Genomic DNA, 20,284 nt, shown 5'->3' on the forward strand with positions numbered 1-20,284 from the left:
TAAATACTGTGAACTGGTGGGCATGAACGTCGCGACCTATCACCGCGTGTCGACCGCAGACCAGAACCTGTCTCGGCAGACGGATGCAACGGCTGAATACGTCGAAGCGAACTTTCCAGAGGCCAACGTGATGACGTTCGCTGATGCTGATACTGGTACCGACACTGACCGGGAGGCGTATCAGGACCTCATGGCTGCTGTCGACGAAGGCGAGATTGACGTGGTCGTCGTTACAGAGATGTCTCGGATCGCTCGATCGGTTCGGGATTTAGTGCGCACGGTTGAGCGGGTGCGCGAGAGTGACGTCGAACTCCATTTCATTGACGATCCGGTCGAAGTGCGTGCCGACGACGACGACCCAACTCAAACACTCATCTTGCAGGTGTTGGCTGCCGTCGGGGAATTCGAAGCCAAAATTACACAACGGCGGGTGCGTGACGGGATTGCAGCACGGAAACGGAACGACGAATATCACCATGGGCCGGCCCCACTCGGTTTCGAGAAAGACGATGGGAGGTTGATCGAATCGGTAGAGTATGATCGCGTCTGTGCCGTGCTTGATATGGTCGATGTAGGCGAACTGAGCCAGCGTGAAGCCGCTGACCGACTGGACTGTGGCCGGAGAACCATCCGTCGGGCACTCGAAGACCGGCGCGAGTTGTACGGGCTGTAGCCGCCACCAACGACTACATTGAGTACACCGGTCGGCAGCTGGCCGAGGAGGCCGACGACGTCTGGGGCTGATGACCTCTCTCTTGGGCCCGCTGCGTCTGCCTGATGATGGTTTGCTCCCCAAAACAGCTATTTGTACGCGCGATAGACACACGTACGTATGTCAGAAACCGACGCCAACGACCCCGATCCCGAGATCGACCGGATCAACCTCCGGATCTCGCGGTCGTTTCTCGACGTCGTCGACGAGTCCTGGCGCGAACGGGGGTTCAACAGCCGGAGCGAGTTCATCCGATATGCACTCCGCGACGCGGTCAACAACCCAGAAGGCGCGGGCTTCTGGAAGGACCTGGCGATCAGTGAAGCCGATCTCACCGATGGCGACGTGATCTCCAGCGAGGAGATGCGGGCGACCTACGGCCACGATGACGAGTGACGACGACGCGTGGGACTGGGCGTTCTCCCCACGGGCGGAGGATCAGTTCGCCCAACTCGACGACGACACCCAGGAACGCATCATGGACAAACTCGACGAAGTGGTCTCCTCGGAGTGGCGCGAACCCGGCGATTACCTGGAACCGCTGACGAACTCGCCGTTCAAGAAACTCCGCGTCGGTGACTATCGCCTCGGCTGCCGTCTCTTACACGACGAGCGTCTGCTTCGCGTCGAGAGTGTTCGCTCCCGAGGCGGGGCGTACACGGCCGACGACTAACCCCTTCCCGCTACCGACCCCTTCTCGCCGATCTCCCCAGTGCGAGCGACTACATCGAGTACACTGGTCGGCAGCTGGCCGAGGAGGCCGACGACGTGTGGGGGTAACTCACCGGTTCTTGTCGATCCACTCGCAAAACGCCGCGAAATCGTTGGCCCCACACTGATCAGCGATACTGTGGAGCGTTCCAGTATCGAGTTCGTCGTGCAGCGGCACCGTCACGTTCCGCACCTCGCCGTCGTCGGTCACATCCCGCATCTGAATATGACTCCCGGTCCGGGTAACGAACTCGTAGTCGTGTTTGCGGAGCACCTTCACGACGTCTCGTCCGGAGAAGCGTGCCGACATCGATCACTGCATGAAATCGGGAAGCTCTTTCGTCGGCTCGACTTCGTCGGGATCGATCCCGATCTCCTTGAGGAACGCTTCCTCGTCCTCGATTGGTTCCCCGATCTCACCCTTGTGTAGGGCCACAGCCTCGTCGAGGTTTTCCAGTGCCGCCTCACGACTCTCACCCTGACTGGCGACGCCGGTCTCCTCGTCGACCGCCGACCACCAGCCGGAGTCTTCTTCGATCAGGCGGATCTCTCGGCCCGTACTCATGGGTACAGATACGCGAACGGATCGGATAAGCGTTCGGCCCATCTCGCTACGGGCTTTCACAGCTTGAGAGGACGACATCTGAACACAAGCCTACCATACGCTCACAGGTTGGCGTCAACCGAACAGTTCCAGAAACTGCTTGATGAGCCAAACGACCGGCCGCACCAGATCAGCAGCAACATCTTGATAATCGGGGAAGAATAGCTGGAGCAACATCGCTGCGAGGAACTCAGCGGGGAAACTTATGCCGAGAACGACCGCCAACAACAACCCGTAGTTCGACTGTTCGAGTTGGAGTGCGACCCATCGAGTCCCCCACGTTCTTCGATGACCTCTCCGGTTTTGGTCCCTGGATTGAAGTCGTGGGTTTCGTCGCCGCCACTGTCTGGAGGGGATAGGAACTCACTGTCGTTCACCTATTGATACGCCCATGGCCACTACCGGGGACACATTGTGGCCTGATACCTTCAATTGCATTTTCTATTGATAGAAAAAAGCGTTCGGCATACTTGCAGAGTGAGCAGATGAACCGTGTTCAATTCAGAACCCGTAGCAAACTATTACAGTGCTACCGGACTCTCGTTCTCATAGATGGTCACTAAGAGAACGGCGAGATACTTCGCGAAGATTGGGTTTTACCTCCATTACAAACCACCACTCCGAGGGATCGTGCGGGGGGTTGGTGGGTTGGCAGAGCGCGGTCGCCAAACCGTCTCACAACTGGCCAAGCCGGTTGCGAAGCGTGCCGCACCGCGTCCGATTCAAGAAGACGAGTACGCCGGGACGATCGACAAGTCGCTAGACGAAATCGAGACACTCCTCAAAAAGCGTGGCTTCATCCGAAATCTCTTGTCCCGACTGAAAACGCGTGACGGCGATCCGGAAGTCGGTTCGTGGGTTTATCGAGAGGAACCACGAGCGGAGTACCAACTACACGTGATGCTGTTCCCTGGTGAAGGAGACACCGTCGACGTGTACGCCCACCATGAATATTCAAGTGTAAACTCGGACGTCGCGTACAAACATTTTAGCGGGCAAGCACTCGATCCTAAGCGGGGCGTCGAGATGGCTCGCGAAAAGCTTCCAATCGGCGGGGAGGGGTGACACACTACATTAGTCGATCGGGCACCCAGACCAGTGACGATTAACTGATCACCGGCCTCCCACGCCCGCCCGCCGGCCGACCTGTCTTTTACCGGACTAGCATCCAGCCCCGGGTATGCAGCACTGCAAGTGCTGTGGCACCCGACTGAACCGGTTCAAGGTCCGGGTGTTCGGCTCGACGTACTGTACCGACTGCGCACCGCTCTCGGCCGTAACGGGGGTGACAGCGTAGATGGCGTTCGGTAAGATCGATCTCAACGACGCGGTCGTGAGTCCGTTCTTTGTCCTCGCGAGTGGCGTCAGTGTCGGTCTGTTCGACCTGACGCTGTTCGGGTTGGACTTCGCCGACCCGCTGTTCCGGCTGGGATCGGGCACGACGCTGGACTTCTCGTTCGCGGCGCTGGTCGCGATCCTCGCCGTCGGGATCGCGTACCTCACGAACGGCCCCGAACTCGACAATCTCGGCCTGGTCGAGACGTGGACGGTCGCGATCACGGTCCTACTCGTGCTGGGCCAGCCGTTCGTCCCGCTGCTGGACTCGATCCTCCAGTCGAGTCCAGTCGTCGGTCTGGTCGCGCTCGTGATTCAGGCAGGTGGATTCTACACGCTCAGTTACCTCGGGTGATCCCATGCATGCCAGATACTCACACATTCACAGTTCGCGGAGGGATCACGCGTGACCCAGATGACCGTCGACGTCGAGGACTTGCTGGCGCTGCCCGTCTTCATCGCTGGGAATCTCGCCCAGTTAGACCTCTACGCCGCGGACCTGGGCTTGATCGACCTCGGCGCTCCGTTCCACACGGTCTCCGCTGGCGGCTACACGACCGAGCTATCGCTGGGCCTGGTCGTGGCGCTGGCGGCGCTGGGCTGGGTCCTGTACACGAACGACGTCGGCTTCTCCGGGTGGTCGGCCATGCAGTCCTGGCTGATCATCACCGTGGTCTGGCTGACGATCTCCCCACCGTTCGTCCCGTTCATGGGGGCACTGCTGGGGATGGAAGTCGCTGCCACGGCGGCGATCGCCGTCCAATCGATCGGCTACATCGCGCTGCTGTACATCGGGTGATTCATTCATGAAACTCAACTCCAAAAACGGTACGACACTGCGGTACGGTATCGGCCTCGGAACGCTCACACTCGCGCTCGTGCTCGTCGGCGCGATCATCGCGGGAGCGGCCGCAGGCGCGGTCGCGACGGACACGATCGCGGTCGACGACCCAGGCAACCAGTCCGTCGACGTCACGCTGGACTTCTCGGCGGCCACGAACGCGACGGTCGCCCTGGAGTCCGGTGAGACGACGTACGATTCGACGACAGTCAGTGGGTCGGCTGGCGGTACCCAGACGGTGACACTCTCCGCGGCGACCGCGCCCCAGGGCAACGTCACGCTAAACGTCACCGCGACCAACGAGACAGCCGTCTCGGTCAACCAGACGACCCTCGTCACCGAGCGGACGGTCTCCGTCGCGAACGCGACCACCGAGACCGTCGACGTCGACGTCGCCTACCAAGCCAACGGCACCACCGACGTCACGGTCCTCGACGACGCTGGGACGACGCTGCTGACGGACTCGATGACCTACGATGGAAGTGACGACGACGGCGTTCTCTCCCGGTCGTTCAACGATAGTGACGGGATTCAGAGCGGCAACCTAACGGTTACGCTCGCGACAAGCCCGGCGACAGCCCACGACTCGGTCGCAGTGGATGTCTCGCCGGTCAATGACGCCCAGACCGGCGGTGGCTGGGTGCCCGACGTGGGTGGGATCAGCATTCCCGCACCGAGCGTCGATCTCGTGCCTGGTGGAACGGCCACCCTCGCCGGCGGCGCGATCGTGCTCGTCCTGATCGGGGCAGCAATCCTCGGGCGGAACTAACGGGGTGATCTGATTTTATGAGCACACGCAGACACATTGCGGCAGTCGCGTTGATCGCGCTACTCGTGCTGTCGCCCATCGCCTCGACGATGTCGCCGGTTGGCCCGGTGGGAACCGCGACGGCGGATTCGGATGGCTGTTCGCTCATCGAGCAGATCTTCAATCCCGCGACCTGCACTGCGGCGGAGGCGATCAACGACTTCGCCCCGAGTGAAGAGTTCGCCAACAAGCTCGACGCGTACAACAATCTCCAGCAAGCCGAATCCTACATCGACAATGGGTTGACGTCGGCCGAGAACAGCGTCTACGACGCGGAAAACCAGGGCTGGCTCGAAGCCGAGTCCGCGTTCTTCGAAGCCTACCAGGCCGGCGACAACTACACCGAGGCCAAAGAAGCCGGACTTGACGCCCTCGCCGATCATTACGCGACCCGCCAGAAGCAGTTGATCGAACTCCAGAACAACGTCGTCACGGATCTCTACACCACGCTCAACGAGTCCAAGCACTTCTCGATGCCTGGTGACGTCAGCGCTCTCGAATACGGCATTCACACCTACTCCTACTACCCCCAGGTGGTGCTGTACACGACCGATCACGGTTATGGCTACACGCACAATTACCCGACGACCAACACGTACACGATGTCGATCGATATCGTGGGCGTCCAGGCACAGCCCCGTGAACTCGTCGACGGCACGACCAAGCAGACCACGACGTTCAAATTCGGCTCACCGAACGAAACCTACTACGGGCTGAATAGCGACGGCACGTGGCAGGAGATTTTCTACGACAGCAACAACGAATTCTCCTACTGGAGCCAATCGCACTACTCGCTGCTCGAGGGCGAGACAGAGGTACGGATCGCCCCTAGCTCTGGAACCGATTACGACGATATGTATTGGGCGAACATCTCGTCAGTGCGAGCGCTGCACTACCCCGATGACTACCCGCTGAAAACCGCCAAAACCAACGGGATCACGGATCCCTCGCGGTGGCACGACATCTGGACTGACTACGAGGAATCCTATCAAGAGCAAAAGGCCGCCTTCGAGACCTTCGCGAACAATAGCTATCACGAACTCGAAAACGGAGGGTCGGACTTCGCGATTACGGATCTCCTCTCACGACTCTCCCAGATGAACGAGTACAGCCTCGATCTGGGTGGCAACGCCACCTTTAACGAGGGTGTGATCGCGCTCTCCTCGCAGGGGCTCGCGGCTCCCGGAGCGAATACCAGCTACATGAACATCACCTACCAGACGAGTCCCGGTGGCAATCAGACCACCGTCGACGGGATGCTGATGTCTCAGGAAGAGCCCATCGGCGGGTGGGAGACCGACGTCTGGTACAACACGACGGACGTGCCTGGTGCGCAGATCGTCGTCGAACTCGACGGCAGCCAGCACCTCGTCCGCGGGGACTTCCGCTTGAACGGTGTCTTCGATTCCCAGGGTGTTGAGATCTCCGACCCGAATCTCTCCTCACCGGATCGCGATTTCCAGGCGACGAATCTCAGCGGCCTCCGCCAGGACATCCGGAACATGAGCGATCGCATCGCCGATATTCGCAACCAGACGGCGACACCAGGCGGTGGTGGCGGTAGTGGCTCGTTTGCGTGGCCGTCGATCGGTATTCCCAATCCGTTCGCCGCGCTGGGTGCCCTCGGCCAGTGGATCGTCCTCTTCGTGGTCGCGCTGGGCGCACTCTTGCTCCTCTCGGTGGTGAACTGAATCCATGTATCGCCGAGAGACTGGCATCGTAGCAGTACTCGCGGCTGTCCTGCTACTCATGGGGACAACGGCCGCGGTCCTGCCGGCGACGGGTGCAACGGCGACGACAGTGTCGTTAGACGGTGCCCTGTATCAAAACGAGCCAGGATCGGGAGAGTACCTGGTGAAGGCGAAACTCAACAACACGGGATCCGAGGCTCGGACTGTCACGGTCAACTGGACCATCGGTGGCACTCAGATCGCCGAGAAGACGGTCACCGTCAACGCTGGAGAGGATACCTATTACTCAAAAGCGCTGAACTGGACTCAGTTAGAGCCTCACGCTGGTCTCGATGGGACGTTCGTTGCCCATCTCGAGGGGACGGCCCAGAGCCACGAATTCGCCTATGAATCGATCCCGTACGAACCCTCGACGACGGAGTCACCGGGCGAAACGACCACGACCGAATCAAGCGTCGAGACGCCCATCGGTAGTACTGGCGCGATCCTCCCCGCGTCAGGAGTTCCGCTGTGGGCTCAGATTGGCGCGATCGCAGTTATCGTACTCCTGCTGCTGTCGATTCTCACGTAACCATGATCCGACATACTACTCTCACCCTGGCGGTGCTCGCGGCCGTCCTCCTCGTTGGACTGACGGGCCCCGTCGCCGCACAACAGGGCACGACGACACCCAACGCGACCGACGCGACCGAAACGGAACGCATCGACGCCCAGACCACACTGCTCGACTCGAGATACAATGCCACTACCGGGATGGCCTACGTCGAGATTCAAAGTGACGCCCTCCAAGAGATCGCCGTCACCGACGGGTCGTATCTGATGCAGGGTGGTGAAGCCACGACCCGGTCGGTAATGGTCAAACCAGGCGAGACCACGACGATCGAGATCCCTGCGGACATGGTTCGCGGGTACGTCTCGCTGTCGATCGGCACGTCCCAGACATTGTACGGTGAACTCATCGAGACCGGGCAAGGATCACTATTCACGGGCGAGGCCACGTGGGGGACGGCCCAAGCCGCGGGCGCGGCCGGATTCGCGGGCGGGCTTTCGATCGTGGTCGTACTCGCGTACTGGCGCGTTCGCGGGGGCAAGCAGGAGGTGGAGCAAGTCGTATGACCGACTCGAAGAACCCGCTGGTGGACGACTCGCGACCGGCCTGGCTCGAACTCGCGATCGCCTACCGCTACTGGATTGGCGGTGGATTGACGGTTACGTTCTTGACGCTCCTTCTCGGCGTCGTGGTCTTCGGCCTCGAACTGCCCGAGATTTCTCTCAACCAGCCGACGAAGGTGTTCCTCTTCGGCGGCCTGCTCGCAGCGATCAGCGGCGCGCTCCCAGCGGCGAAGATCATCGACTGGCTGTACGACCCACCGAAGCGGTACGTCGTCTCACTCGGCCTCAAAAAGTCCGAAACCCCGGCGATCTACGAACTGACACCGACCGCGTGGGAGTCAGTGTGGGTCGAAGAAGGCGATCTCTACCAGTGGGAGAACACGAACCACCCGGTCTACGAGGCCGAGAGCTTTGATCCCGAGAATCTGATCGCCGAAGGCACGTGGCGCGGATCGAAATCCGACCGTGAACTCCTCAGAGCCGAGAAGAAAGTCGAGGAACTCCGCGAAGAAATCGAGAAAGAGGCCGATATGTCCATCGACCTCGAACTGTCGATCGCCAGCCGGGTTCGCAAAGCGACGAAGGCGATCGGCCAGGTCATCATCGAGGACTACGCGGCCACGTCCACCTACGAGGGCGAGCGCGTCCGGGACGTCCTCAGCGACCTCCGCCAGGACGTCGAGGACGATACCGGCGATGGACCACACACGACCGGTGAGAAGCCAGTCGTCGGTGAGACCGAGCTGGAAGCGGCTGTCGACGGGCTCCAAGCGGCGGCCGCAGAAGCTCGGCCGGATGGGGGTGAAGAAAGTGGCTGACGCCGATTCGACGAAAGTCAGCGAACAGGTCACCTACGCCGCGGGCCAGTTGCGCGAGCGCCTGGGCGAGATCGACGAAGCGCTCCCGCACGCGGGCGTCGTCCAAGACGACGACCGGCGGGCGCTGCTGTCCTGGCTTGCAACGATCTACGGCGACGACATCACCGAGACGGAACTCTACCGGGACCTCGTCGCTACCGAATCCACCGACTCGCTGACCGAGGCCGTCCAACACGGGAACGTGAGCCAGATGCAGTACGCGGTCGGTCTTGTGAACGGCGACGACGACGCGAGCGAGACGAACACCCAGGCGTGGATGCGCGACGCTGTACTCGACGAGGCCTACGTTGGAATGGTCGTCGGCGGCATGGGCACGGGCAAGACCGCGTTCGCGGCCGACCGCGCGGACGACTGGCACATGGCCACTCGGGGCCGCGTCGCGACGAACGTCCGGAGTCTGGCCGAACGCAACGATGTCCCGGAGTTCGTCGACGACTGGGACGGCCTGGAGGCGTTCTTCAAAGAAGCGCGAACGGACGTGCTGTTCGTCCTCGACGAGACCGACCAGTATCTCTCGGGGAAGGGCGAGAACCAGCAGCGCGGGGACGCGCTCGCGAACGCGCTCAAACTCGTCCGCAAGGGCGAAGCGCCCGAAGGGACCCAACGCGGCATCCTGCTCGTCGGGCAGTCGATCAAGGGTGCGACCAAGGAACTGCGGCGGCTGGTCTCGATGAACGGACACCTCTGGCGGAAGACCGCCAAAACCACCGTCGAAGTGTACGACGACGTTACTTCGGGCGAACTCGACCGGATGCACCCCGTGAAAGTGATCCAGGGGGTGCAGGACGCCCGCTGGGACTTCCACAGCGGCGAGGAGTCGACGTTCGACTTCGACGGTGCCCTCGACGACGGCGACGGCGATCAGGACGGTAACGCCGGTGAACTCACGCGAGACCAGGCGATCGCCCAGGTGATCCGGGCCTACAAGCCCTGGAGCGATGACACCGGTGTCACGATGCGCGAGGCCGGCACTATTGTCGACAAGTCGGCGGGCTGGGTCTCCGATCGGATCAACGAGTGGCGCGGGGGCCAACACCGCGATCTCGTGAACGACCCGACCGCCTGAAAGCGCCCGCCCGCGTGGGTGTGGCTGTCGCGTTCACGTTCGTCGGGCGAGCATATATAGTATATAACACGGGCGCATGGGCGAAATTCTGAACGCCGGGGGTCCCGATTCACCGGATGGGGGAGGTCAGCTGCGATCAGCTGGCGATTGGGTGGGTTGGCCACGGCGATCGCCGTGATCGTGCCGCTAGGGTAGGATGAGTGTCGGCCAGATCCCGTCCGGGTCACCGTCGTGCCGAGCATAGCTTTTTCACCTCTCCTTATCAAATTTGATCACTATGGATTCGGGGCGATTGTCGTATCTGTTCACAGCGGTCGGCGTCGGGTTCGTTGCACTCGCGCTCACGCAGTTCCTCACGGCCGATCTTTCGACGATCCCTCGATTCCACATCGTGAGCAACCTCCTCGTTACCGGCGGCGTCGGTACTGGCCTGATCTACACTGGCTATTGGCACTCTCAGCGATCGTTCGAGCCAGCGCAAATCCGCCGTATCCTCGGCTGGACAGTCGGCGGGTGTGTGGTTCTCACTGCGGAAACGATCATCACTCAGCCCCTCGTGCAAGAACGGATAACTCGAAGCGAACTCGTCCATATTCTCCAGGTCAACGTCGGGACGGGCTTGCTGTTCGGCGCGATCGCCGGCTCCTACGGCGCGCGAGCACTCGCCAACGCGGAGACGGCCGCACGGGCCGAGGCCCGTCTCGAAGCACTCGAGAACGAGCAAGAGTACTGGAATCAACTGAATACGGTCCTGCGTCACTACATTCTCAACTCCGTGACGGTCATCAACTATCGCATCGACCAGCTCCGCTCAGCTGTTCGGGACGATGCACACCTCCATCTGGATACGATTGCAGATCGCATGCAAACGATCGCGACGATCGGCACGCACGTCGATCGCCTCGGGCCGTCTCTCCGGGAGGAAGAAGATTCGTGTTCGACTGTCTCTGACTTACAAGCCGTGTTCGAGGCGGCGATAGCACGGGCAGAGATCAGCGCGCCGGTCACGATCGATACACCGCCTGCGGGCAAGGTGGTCTGTGTTGGCGATGGCATCGAGAACGACCTTGCACTTCTCGTCGAGGCACTGGCGTCAGTGATGCATGAGGACGGCACGATCACGTGTACGTGTACTTCGACGGCTGACACGATCACGTGCCAAGTGACCGCCACCCCTGCGGAACTCCCACCAGCGGTCGAAGCCGCAATCTTCGAACCGATCGAGCGAAAGAGTGGCCTCAAACTCTACCTCGCCAAGGTGTCGATGGATACCTACGCTGAGCTGGAGTTGCGGCAAAACTGCGACGAGACCGTCCAGTTCGAAATTATCTTCGACAAGGCGACGGACGCGGAAACGTGAGAAGACCGGGATCAACGGCCGATCGAGCGGGTTCTAACCGACAATCGCCACAATCGTGCCGATACCGATCGTCAGCTCGAGTTGCGGACCTACCGTAAGGCCAGCTGGGACAATCCGCCCCCGATTGCCCCCACCACCGCATCCCCACGTTCACTACGTCTACCGGACACCAATACCGTTTGACCGGTCCACGAGCGCGCCGAGCGGTATGCGAGGCGCGCAATTGGACCTGCCCCTTAGGGGCAACTACCCTAAGGACAGGTGGGGACCGGGTGGCCCGGATGCAACGCCGAATTGCTGAAAAGAAGTCCTGACGACCGAGAAAACAGGCGCGTTGGGAAACGACCGCGAAGCGCAAAACCTGGCGATCGCGACGATCGGGTCGCCTCGAGGGCGCTGGCCAAGTAGAATACACGGCAAAATGATAGACAATATGAACACACAAGCAGAGATTAGAAAACAAACTGGTACGAACGCCGAAAAATCGAAGAACAGACGAGTGCAGCGGCTATCGACCCCGGGCGATTCCAGGGGGAAGACGATCGTCAACCGATCCAGTCGTAACCGTCGACGCGGATCTTTGCGTCCGTCGCGTCGATGTCGCCGCGTTCGAGGTACCGGCCGATATCGGCGGCCGAATAGACCAACTGATCGACGCGCACCCAGCGATCGCGATCGGCCTGCTCGTCGCTGGCCGCCTGGTCGCGATCGTCGTTCCCATCGGGAGCCTCACTGTCCTCGTCGGCCTGGGCCTGCTGCTCGCGCCGCTGTTCGCGCCGCTCCTCGGCAGCCTCGCGGATGTCCTGGAGATCACGATCGGGGTGGACTTCCTGCAGTTTCTCCCGGGAGTTGAGTCGTAACTCCTCGTTGTGGAAGACGACCAACCGCGGGTAGGTGGTCCGCCGGAGGACGTCTTCCTCCTCGAACTCCCGGACGATCTCGCGCACGTAATCGCGCGAGTAGCCGGTGGCCTCGACGAGCTGGTCGTAGGTCGCGCCGTCCTGGGTTGCGACCACCCAGAGGACGTCCCAGCGGGCCTTCGTGAGGCTACTGTAGCAGGTCTTCAGAATCCGACGCTCGCGTTCTTCGTTGGCTTCCTGCATGGCCTGTCGCCAGCCCGTCGGGACGACCGTCTCGATCATCTCCCGCTCGTCGGGCTGGTAGTAGTCGTCGGGCTGCAGGCGGTAGTGCTCGATCCCGCTGCGGATCGCGACGGTGTTGACCAACTGCCGCAGTGTCGCCCGCAGCGCCAGCCACTCGTCGACGTGGGGCAACTTCGTGCCGTCGTCCGTGCCGGCGAAGAAGGCCTCGAGCTTCGGCTCTGCGAGGCGACTGTCCCGTGGCGTCCCGGCGACGCGATAGACCTTCAGCCCCAGCTTGTAGCCCTCGCGCGCGGCGAAGCCGGCGAAGCCGATCCGGTCGAACATGTCCGAGACGACCCGTTCCTCGACGGCGGCCCCGTTCCGGTAGCGCCCGCCACCGTCGGCGTCACCCGACCCACCGAACTCGATTAGCGTCCGCATCGAGCGCAGCCGACTCACGACGGCACTCATCATCTCTGAGGGGATGCGGTGGTGAACCTCGCCCTTCCAGACTCGCCAGGAGTCTCGGTTCATCGTCTCCCACGCGGGCGACTCACGATCGAGCGCGGCCATCGCGAGCGTGACGATCTGGATCGTCCGGACGAGGGCCTCGTCGGCCTCGGCGTAGGTGGTCTGGGTCCGGAACTTCGTCCCCTCGCCGTACTGGCAGATCAGTGGGTTGCCGTCCTTGTGGACGAGAGCCTCGTTCTGGGGCTGGATCCAGGACTGGAAGGAGACGGGCGTGCGGAGCCCGTCGTCGATCGCGGCGGCGGGATCCGCGACGTCTGCCTCGGGATCGTAGCGGGCGACCTGCAGGCTGTACTCGTAGCGTTGTCCTTCGACGCCGTCGTCGCCGGCGCGCTCGCCGACCTTCCAGCCCTTCGATTTGAGCACGAGATGGGCTGGGAAATCGTCGTGCAACCAGTCAACCCGCTCGTGGACGTCCTCGAGTAGGACGTACGGCTCATTGTCGGGTTCGCCGACATGCTCGCGCCAGGCCCGCCACAGTCGCTTGTACGCGGAGTCCTCGCGATCGTCGGTGTGGTCGTTGATGACCACCTCGACACCCTGGCCGTGGGCGATCGGATCGGGGTAGTCGAGTTCGTCGTACGTGCCGGCGGCACAGGCGGGCGGCTCGTCGCCTTCGGTGGCGAGCGTAGTCTGTCCGGCCGGCCCGATGTCCTGTGTAGAGCCTGGGGTCGACGATGCCCTACTCATCGTCGATCACCGGCGGGAGCGCCACGGTCAGTTCGTCGACGCCGTCGAGAGTGGCCTCGACACGGCGGTAGGACTCCGGCGCGATCACGGCGGGGGCCGGGACGATCACGTCCTCGCGTCGGTGGTGCGGACACCGGTAGCCGAACACGGGGACCTCGTCGGCTTCGAAGGTGGGCGCGAGGAGTGTCGTCGGCACGCGGGGCGTCCCCCACTCCTCGAGTGCCTGCCCGCACAGCGGACAGTAGACGGCGAGGGTGTCGTACACCTCGACGTCGGGCGCGACGACCGCGACCCGCGGGAGCGCCTGCGGGTTCGACTGCGAGATCGTCACGCCAGCCACCCCCCAAGTCCGGTGGATTTACGGGACAACGGCTCTAAAACGTCGATAGCGAGCGTCATGGCGCACCCCCTCCTCCTTCGGTTGGAGGGAACGTCCACTGGACCGACACCCGCTCGCCCTGCTCGACATCGTAGAGTTCGGATGCGCGGACGAAGGTAGGGCTTCGTCCACAGTCGCCGCGGCCCGACTTTGGGTCGCGGGTCACGACTCGACACCTCCAGCAGCGGCGAATCTATCGAGCCCGGTCTGGACGTCCTCCGGGTCCATCGACGCCTCCGTCCCGTCGGACTGGAGTTTCAGGAACGCATCACAGTCCCAGTTCCAGCAGGACGTCCATGACGGCGATTTCGCTGGTGGAACGTAGATCCCGACATCCTTGGACTTGCCACAGACGGGGCACGCGACAGTCACGCGCTCGCCGAAGGGCAGCTCGATCACGGCGTCGACCCGTTCCTCGCGACGGCGGCGAGTCAAGGCGCGCGCGTCCTCGGGGATCTGGGTACTCTCACTCGCCACGAGAATCACCTCCCGAGCGTCGCAATCGTGCGGCAGCCTCGGCCCACGTCTCGCCCTCGCCGTCGGGCACGCCGATGTCGTCGAGATCGACGTCGTAGTGGCTCACCGCTCATCACCCCCCGCATCATGGTGGTTCTCCCCGTCCGCAGAGTGCGTCCGCTGAATGTACGCCGGATCGAGATCGTCGCCGATGTACCCCTGCTGTTGGAACCAGCGGTAGCTCTCGGCGTCCATCACCCCGGTCTCGTACCAGAGTCGATAGACGCGATCGGGCGTGAGCCACCGGAACGGTGCGAGATACGCGCGTTTGACGACTGCCAGCCGCCGCAGGACGGGCGCGGGGAGATACCGCTTGGAGACCTCGATGAGGGCCACGAACGCCAGCGCGTAGGCCAGTCCGATCACGAGACTGTCGATCACCGCTCACCACCCCCCGCATGCGGGTGGGGGTCAGACGGCCCGATCGCGCCCGCGAGCGGCCCCTGGTAGTATGCACTCGCTTGCTCGTCCCAGACCAGCCACCCGGCGGCCCGGGCGTCACGCAGGCCACGTTGCAGCGTTCGCTCACCGCTGACGTCGAGACGATCGGCGACGACCCTACTCGTCACCGGTGTCTCGCCGGTCAGCGCTGCGACGACGGCCCCGTGGTAGCCACGGACGCGTCGTGACGGTGAGGTAACACTATCGCGCCAATATTGTCGACCCCCCGGGGTGTGATCGTCGAAGAGTGCGGTCAGTGGCCCGGACTCGTACTGGTGGGCGCGTGGCCCGCGAGCGAGCCACCCCAGCGCCAGGGCGTCTTGCAACCCGCGCTGGATCGAGCGCTCGGTCGACTCGACGGCGAGCAGCGCGTGGACCTGCCGGCGCGTGAGTGGCGGCTCGTAGAACGACAGGTAGGTCGCCGCGATGTGGAAGGTCTGGATCCGGAGTGGCCGATTTGCGAGCGGCCCGTGCCAGAGGTGGCGTGCCGTGTCGTCGCGACGGCCGAAGCACTGCGGGTTTCCACACGGCCGGTAGTGTGGCGTTACGGCACTGACGGCGACGTCCCGGTACTCGTCGGCCTGCGCAATCTCGGCCTCCTGGCAGGCCGGCCGGGGATCGTCACTGTCGGGATCGGGTCGGTGGACACGATCGGCGTACTGTGACCGGGCGACGACACCACGCTCGGCCCGGATCTCGCCGGGCTGGACGGCCCGACTCACGCCGACGCACCTCCTGCGCCGACACCGGCGTTACTACTGCCGGATTTGAACAAAGAGGGGTATGCTCCGGCAGGGATTTGAACCCTGGTCCTTGCCGTGAGAGGGCAAGATGATTGGCCGGACTACACCACCGGAGCGCATTCTACTGTTGCGATGAAACGGGTTTAACGGTTCCGCTTTCGATCGATTACGCCACTCGATCCCACGCCCGTCTCCGTCTCACTTTTCGTCGTCGAGGTCCTCGAACGGCGAACGCGCGGCTTCCGGCTCGGACCCGGGAAGACTCACGATGTTCTCCCGGCCGACCCGGAGCTTCGTGACCTTCCCCTCGTCTTCCATCTCCGAGAGCAGCATGCTCACCTTGGACTTCGACCACTGGGTCGCCTCGACGATCTCCGTCTGTTTCATCCGGCCGCCGTTGTCTTCGAGCAGTTGCCGAACCCGGTCGTCGTCACTCACCAGCGCGGCGTCGGTGACTGCCGATCCGCCCGCGTCGGCCGCTGCTCCACCGTCTCCCGAGCCACCGTCGTCGGTTCCGGCGTCGCCGGCCGACCCACCGCTTTCCTCGCCGACGTCGAAATATCCCAGCCGCCAGGTTCCGATCACGACGACGAGCGTGATCGCCACGAGACCGACGACCATCCAGTCGACTCCGATACCACCCATCCCGTCGGCAGCGACCGTCGTCCCGTCGGTGTCAGCGTCAGGGCCGTCAGTGGTCGCGTTCGACGAGGTCGTCGTCCCGGTGTGTTCGCTAGTCGTCCGGTCTGTTGGCTGCTCTTCAGCCCCAGCCGTCGTCGTCACTGCGCTGGTGGCGGTCGTCGTCTCCGCGGCGACGGGATCGAACGCCACGCGCGGCCGCTGGTCCGCGAAGACGTACTCGCCGACCCACTCGACAGCGTCCGCTCCGGTCAGTGTTCCCGCGGTGGTGTTCGACGGCAGCGGGTCGACGCTGTCGCCGTCGATCGTGAGCGACGGGCCAGCCACGATGCGGAGTCGCTGGTCCGCGTTGATGGCGAGTCCCCCCTCGAAGACGTCGCCGACGACGCTGCCCCCGTTTCGGGGCTCGGCGAAGTTCGTCCAGACGAACGACATCTCGACGACCCCGAGGTTGTCGAAGCTCCCGGTGTAGGCGTCACGCGAGAACTTGGTGGCGTTCATCTCCCGTCCAGTCACGTTCGTCCCGGTCCGGGTCAACTCCTGGGCGCTGGCGACGAATCCCCGGTAGAGTTCCGTCTCGTTTTCGCGGAACTCGGCCGCGTAGGCATCGAAGTCCGCCTCGTTCGTGTCGTTTAGCTGCTGGGTGAACTGAAAACGCCACCGGGCCGAGCGGTTCTCGTAGACCGTGATCTCGAAGAGTGTTCGATCGAATCGGTCGTCACCGATGGCAAGTGGCGACTCTGTGGCCAGGGGGTCGTCCCGACTGTTTGCGTCCGGACCGGATTCAGGGACGGCGACGTTCTCCGTGGCTGCATCGACTTCCCCCGATTCGACCCCGAGCGACCCGCTCGCGATCACGATCGGGGCCGTCAACCCGACGATCACCAGCAGAGAGACAACCGCCGCTGCCCGTTCAGACATCTACCTCGAATTGACCCCACGACAGCATAAAAACACTGTGTCTCCGCCGGTCGAGACGGTATCTCGCCAACGTTTCAGAAGAGGTCGGTTTGAATCGACGGTTCTCTCAGGCTTCGAGGCCTTCAGCGAGTACTTCGATGGGGTGTGGCGGGTCGTCGCTTGCCCCCTCGTGTTCGCCGATCTGATGGCGACAGGAGGCCCCGGGAGCGATGACGCGCTCGCCGGAACTGTCTTCGATCTGGTCGAAGAGGATGTCGGCCATCGACTGGCTGAGCGAGTAGTGTTCGGCTTCGTAGCCGAACGACCCGGACATCCCACAGCAGCTACTGTCGAGTTCGTCGACGGTGAACCCGACGGTGTCGAGGACGTCGGCGGTGTAGTGGTCCTTCTTGATTGCCTTCTGGTGGCAGTGACCGTGGTAGGTCAGCGGGCGCGCGTTCGGATCGACGTCGAGGTCGCCGACGAGGTCGTGGGTGTCGAGGTACTCGAAGATCCCGTAGGTGTTGTTCGCGACCGTCTCGGCGTCGGGGCCGGACAGCAGATCGAGGTAGTCGAGCTGGAACATCACGGCGACCGAGGGCTCGACGCTGACGACGTCCCATCCCTCCCCGACCTTCGGGGCGAGCGTCTCGACGTTGTCCTCGGCGTGTCGCTTGGCCTTCTCGAGGAAGCCCTTCGAGTGGGCCGCACGACCGCTGTCGACGACGTCGTCTGGCACGTCCACGTGGACACCGGCCGCTTCGAGGACGCGAACGGCGGCTTTCCCGGCCTGCGGGCGGTTGTAGTTCGAGAACGTGTCGGGGAACAGCAACACCTTCTGGTCGGCCTCGGCTACCGAGACTGCTGGCTCGTGACTCGCGAACCAGTCGACGAACGTCTCCCGGTAGAAGGTGGGGAACGACCGCTCGCGGGCGATCCCGAGAACCTTCTCCTGGATGAGGCCCTGACCTGGCAGTCGCTGTGCCCAGTTGGAGATCGGAGCCAGCGCGCTTCCCAGCGGGAGCAGTCGGTCGACGTTCCCGAAGACCTTGTCCCGGAGGCTCGAGCCGTGCTCCTGGTGGTGCTGGTGGCTGACTTCCGCCTTGAGTTTGGCCATGTCGACCTCGCTCGGGCAGTCCTTCGCACAGCCCTTACACCCGACACAGAGGTCGAGCACCTCCGTCATGAACGCCTCGTCGGTGACGTCGTCGGGGAGGTCGCCGCTCATGGCCTGCCGGAGCATGTTCGCCCGGCCGCGTGTGGAGGTGATCTCCTCCTCGCTGGCCCGGAAGGTCGGGCACATCACCCCGCCGGTGGTGTCCTGGGGGCCGCGACAGCCGCCACACCCGTGACAGAGTTCGACCATGCCCTGCATGCCGTTGTCGTTGTCCCATTCGAGAACCGGATCGAACCCGAGTTCGAAGTCGTACTCCGGGCTGAACCGGAGGTTCTCGGTCATGTCGTGATCGCCACAGACGTTCCCGGGGTTGAGCAGCCAGTCTGGGTCGAAGGCGGTCTTCAGGTCCTCGAAGGTCCCCCAGAGGTCCTCGCCGTAGAGCTTGCGGTTGAACTGCGAGCGAGCGCGACCGTCGCCGTGCTCGCCGGAGACGCTGCCGCCGTACTCGACGACCAGGTCGGTCGCCCCCTCGGCGATGGCCTCGAACTGTTCGATGCCCTCGGTCGTCTTGGTGTTCACGAGCGGGCGGATGTGGAGACACCCTGGGCCAGCGTGGGCGTAGAAGGCCGCAAACGTCCCGACGTCTTCGAGGAGATCCTGGAAGTCCGCGACGTACTCGGGGAGGTTCTCCGGCGGGACGGCGGTGTCTTCGATGAAGCTGATGTGTTTCGCGTCGGTCGTCCGCCCCAGGAGGATCGGGTTGCCGCTCTTGCGGAGTTTCCAGAATCGCTTGCGTTCGTCGTCGTCGTGGGCCTCCTGGGCGTCGAATGCGTAGTGTGGGTCGTCGGTGATTTCGCTGGCCCCCTCGCTCGGATCCAGCTCGCTCTCGCCGTCGGGCACCCGATCGGCGATCAGGTCGGCGACTTTCTGGCGGCCTTCCTCGTCGCTGTCGGCGTAGAACTCCACCAGCAACATCGCGCCGGTCCCCTCGGGCACCATCTCCGCGACTAGCGGGCCGAACTCCTCGGTCTTGCCGGCGAGTTCCAGCAGTGTGTCGTCGAGCACCTCGAGTGCGGAGGGGTCGTGTTCGAGAATGATCGAGACGTCCTCCATCGCGTCGATGAGGTCCGCGTACGCCAGCAGCGCGATCGACTTGGTCTCGGGTACTGGCTCCAAGGAGACCTCCGCCTCGGTGATCACGGCGAGGGTTCCCTCGCTGCCTGCCAGCAGGCGTGCGAGGTTGACCGATCCGTCTGCGGCCTCGTCGACGAGTCGGTCGAGGTTGTATCCAGAGACGTTGCGCTTCAGATCCGGGAAGATCTCGTCGATGGTTTCGGTCTCTTCGTCGAGGATGCGGCTCACCTCGGCGTAGATGCGGGCTTCGAGGTCGCCGTCGGGGTCGGCTTTGTCATCGAGTTCCGCCAGCGTCACTTCGCCGAACTCCGTCACGGTGCCGTCGGCGAGGACGACCTCGACCGACTCGACGTAGGCGTCGGTTTTGCCGTACTTCAGCGAGTGTGACCCGGTGGAGTTGTTGCCGATCGCACCCGCGACCGCGCTCTTGTCGCCGTAGGCGGGATCCGGCGCGAACTTCAGGTCGTGCTCGGCGAAGGCCGCGTTCATGTCGCCGATGTAGGTTCCGGCCTGGACGCGAGCCCGGGCGGCGTCAGGATCCGTCTCGAGCACGTTGTCCATGTACCGGGTGAAATCCAGGACGACGGCCTCGTTGACCGTCTGGCCGGCGAGGCTCGTGCCGCCGCCGCGTGGGAGGACGGGGATCTCGCGGGCGGCGCAGTATTCGACGACGCTCGCGACGTCGTCGGTCGAGCGCGGGAAGACGACGCCGATCGGTAACACTTCGTAGGCACTCGCGTCAGTCGCGTACAGTTGCCGGGAGTACTCGTCGAAGCGAACGTCGCCAGCGATGCGCTCCTCGAGGTCGCTGACGAGGCCCGGCCGCTGGACGTCGTCGCTGACGTAATCGTACGTGGCCCGACTGTCGGCGGCCGGATCGATTCCGCCCGGCACCCCGGGTCCGACCTGGTCACTGGTTCCCATGGTCCTACACTGCGACCCGACCGAGATTAATGTCACGCTCTCTGTGCGAGGCGGTGGGGACGCCGACTTCGT

Annotated in this window: 22 protein-coding genes and 1 tRNA gene; 13 read left to right on the plus strand and 10 right to left on the minus strand. The window is 63.3% G+C overall.

What is annotated here, in order from left to right; genetic code table 11:
- Positions 1-22: 22 nt before the first annotated feature.
- The 3 genes from HTIA_RS10895 (at position 23) to HTIA_RS10905 (ending at position 1,385) form a co-directional block, all read left to right on the plus strand.
- On the plus strand, positions 23-673 hold the full coding sequence (locus HTIA_RS10895) for a recombinase family protein (protein WP_008523837.1): 651 nt from the start codon (positions 23-25) through the stop codon (positions 671-673).
- 159 nt (positions 674-832) lie between these two features.
- Complete coding sequence (locus HTIA_RS10900; RefSeq protein ID WP_008523836.1) at positions 833-1,108, plus strand: ribbon-helix-helix domain-containing protein; 276 nt, start codon at positions 833-835, stop codon at positions 1,106-1,108.
- Positions 1,098-1,385: a type II toxin-antitoxin system RelE family toxin gene (locus tag HTIA_RS10905; protein ID WP_008523835.1), complete on the plus strand. Its 288-nt coding sequence runs from the start codon at positions 1,098-1,100 to the stop codon at positions 1,383-1,385. The genes HTIA_RS10900 and HTIA_RS10905 overlap by 11 nt, the downstream gene beginning before the upstream one ends.
- A 108-nt stretch (positions 1,386-1,493) precedes the next feature.
- Here the strand turns inward: HTIA_RS10905 and HTIA_RS10910 are convergent, their stop codons facing one another.
- Both HTIA_RS10910 and HTIA_RS10915 read right to left on the minus strand, forming a co-directional pair.
- Positions 1,494-1,733: a type II toxin-antitoxin system HicA family toxin gene (locus HTIA_RS10910; protein WP_008523833.1), complete on the minus strand. Its 240-nt coding sequence runs from the start codon at positions 1,731-1,733 to the stop codon at positions 1,494-1,496.
- Positions 1,734-1,736: 3 nt separating this feature from the next.
- A complete protein-coding gene (locus HTIA_RS10915; protein WP_008523832.1) occupies positions 1,737-1,988 on the minus strand; it encodes a type II toxin-antitoxin system HicB family antitoxin in 252 nt (83 codons plus the stop codon).
- Between the two features lie 591 nt (positions 1,989-2,579).
- Between HTIA_RS10915 and HTIA_RS15495 the strand changes: the two genes are divergently transcribed.
- The 10 genes from HTIA_RS15495 to HTIA_RS10965 all read left to right on the plus strand — a co-directional run bounded on the left by HTIA_RS15495 (position 2,580) and on the right by HTIA_RS10965 (position 11,119).
- Positions 2,580-3,092, plus strand: coding sequence for a hypothetical protein (locus HTIA_RS15495; protein ID WP_008523829.1), 513 nt, complete (start codon positions 2,580-2,582; stop codon positions 3,090-3,092).
- 232 nt (positions 3,093-3,324) lie between these two features.
- Positions 3,325-3,717, plus strand: coding sequence for a hypothetical protein (locus HTIA_RS10925; protein WP_008523828.1), 393 nt, complete (start codon positions 3,325-3,327; stop codon positions 3,715-3,717).
- Between the two features lie 51 nt (positions 3,718-3,768).
- Positions 3,769-4,161 carry a hypothetical protein gene (locus tag HTIA_RS10930; RefSeq protein WP_020936363.1) on the plus strand — a complete coding sequence of 131 codons (393 nt, stop codon included), beginning with the start codon at positions 3,769-3,771 and terminating at the stop codon, positions 4,159-4,161.
- Positions 4,162-4,168: 7 nt separating this feature from the next.
- Positions 4,169-4,972, plus strand: coding sequence for a hypothetical protein (locus tag HTIA_RS10935; protein ID WP_008523826.1), 804 nt, complete (start codon positions 4,169-4,171; stop codon positions 4,970-4,972).
- Between the two features lie 17 nt (positions 4,973-4,989).
- Entirely contained in the window at positions 4,990-6,702 is a 1,713-nt protein-coding gene (locus HTIA_RS10940) for a hypothetical protein (RefSeq protein ID WP_008523825.1), read from the plus strand.
- Between the two features lie 4 nt (positions 6,703-6,706).
- Positions 6,707-7,273, plus strand: a complete 567-nt coding sequence (locus HTIA_RS10945; protein ID WP_008523824.1) for a hypothetical protein — start codon at positions 6,707-6,709, stop codon at positions 7,271-7,273.
- A 2-nt stretch (positions 7,274-7,275) separates the two neighbouring features.
- A complete protein-coding gene (locus tag HTIA_RS10950) occupies positions 7,276-7,818 on the plus strand; it encodes a hypothetical protein (RefSeq protein WP_020936364.1) in 543 nt (180 codons plus the stop codon).
- A complete protein-coding gene (locus tag HTIA_RS10955; RefSeq protein WP_008523820.1) occupies positions 7,815-8,633 on the plus strand; it encodes a hypothetical protein in 819 nt (272 codons plus the stop codon). Before HTIA_RS10950 ends, HTIA_RS10955 begins: the two co-directional genes overlap by 4 nt.
- Positions 8,626-9,759: a hypothetical protein gene (locus HTIA_RS10960; RefSeq protein ID WP_044950805.1), complete on the plus strand. Its 1,134-nt coding sequence runs from the start codon at positions 8,626-8,628 to the stop codon at positions 9,757-9,759. The genes HTIA_RS10955 and HTIA_RS10960 overlap by 8 nt, the downstream gene beginning before the upstream one ends.
- Before the next feature lie 277 nt (positions 9,760-10,036).
- Complete coding sequence (locus HTIA_RS10965; protein ID WP_008523817.1) at positions 10,037-11,119, plus strand: hypothetical protein; 1,083 nt, start codon at positions 10,037-10,039, stop codon at positions 11,117-11,119.
- A gap of 545 nt (positions 11,120-11,664) precedes the next feature.
- On the opposite strand, the gene HTIA_RS10970 is transcribed toward HTIA_RS10965, so the two are convergent.
- The 8 genes from HTIA_RS10970 to HTIA_RS11005 form a co-directional block, all read right to left on the minus strand.
- Positions 11,665-13,419 (minus strand): MarR family transcriptional regulator, encoded by a 1,755-nt coding sequence (locus HTIA_RS10970; RefSeq protein ID WP_008523816.1) that lies wholly within the window; start codon positions 13,417-13,419, stop codon positions 11,665-11,667.
- A complete protein-coding gene (locus tag HTIA_RS10975) occupies positions 13,412-13,750 on the minus strand; it encodes a hypothetical protein (RefSeq protein WP_148290953.1) in 339 nt (112 codons plus the stop codon). Before HTIA_RS10975 ends, HTIA_RS10970 begins: the two co-directional genes overlap by 8 nt.
- Positions 13,751-13,960: 210 nt before the next feature.
- A complete protein-coding gene (locus HTIA_RS10980; protein ID WP_008523814.1) occupies positions 13,961-14,275 on the minus strand; it encodes a hypothetical protein in 315 nt (104 codons plus the stop codon).
- Positions 14,276-14,377: 102 nt separating this feature from the next.
- Positions 14,378-14,695, minus strand: coding sequence for a hypothetical protein (locus HTIA_RS10985; protein WP_008523812.1), 318 nt, complete (start codon positions 14,693-14,695; stop codon positions 14,378-14,380).
- Entirely contained in the window at positions 14,692-15,477 is a 786-nt protein-coding gene (locus tag HTIA_RS16960; protein WP_008523811.1) for a hypothetical protein, read from the minus strand. The genes HTIA_RS10985 and HTIA_RS16960 overlap by 4 nt, the downstream gene beginning before the upstream one ends.
- A 62-nt stretch (positions 15,478-15,539) precedes the next feature.
- A tRNA-Glu gene (locus HTIA_RS10995) sits at positions 15,540-15,614 on the minus strand.
- A gap of 82 nt (positions 15,615-15,696) precedes the next feature.
- On the minus strand, positions 15,697-17,058 hold the full coding sequence (locus HTIA_RS11000; protein ID WP_008523810.1) for a helix-turn-helix transcriptional regulator: 1,362 nt from the start codon (positions 17,056-17,058) through the stop codon (positions 15,697-15,699).
- Positions 17,059-17,164: 106 nt separating this feature from the next.
- A complete protein-coding gene (locus HTIA_RS11005) occupies positions 17,165-20,212 on the minus strand; it encodes an FAD-binding and (Fe-S)-binding domain-containing protein (RefSeq protein WP_008523808.1) in 3,048 nt (1,015 codons plus the stop codon).
- Positions 20,213-20,284 lie beyond the last annotated feature (72 nt).

Source organism: Halorhabdus tiamatea SARL4B (assembly GCF_000470655.1).
GTDB classification, from domain to species: Archaea; Halobacteriota; Halobacteria; order Halobacteriales; family Haloarculaceae; genus Halorhabdus; species Halorhabdus tiamatea.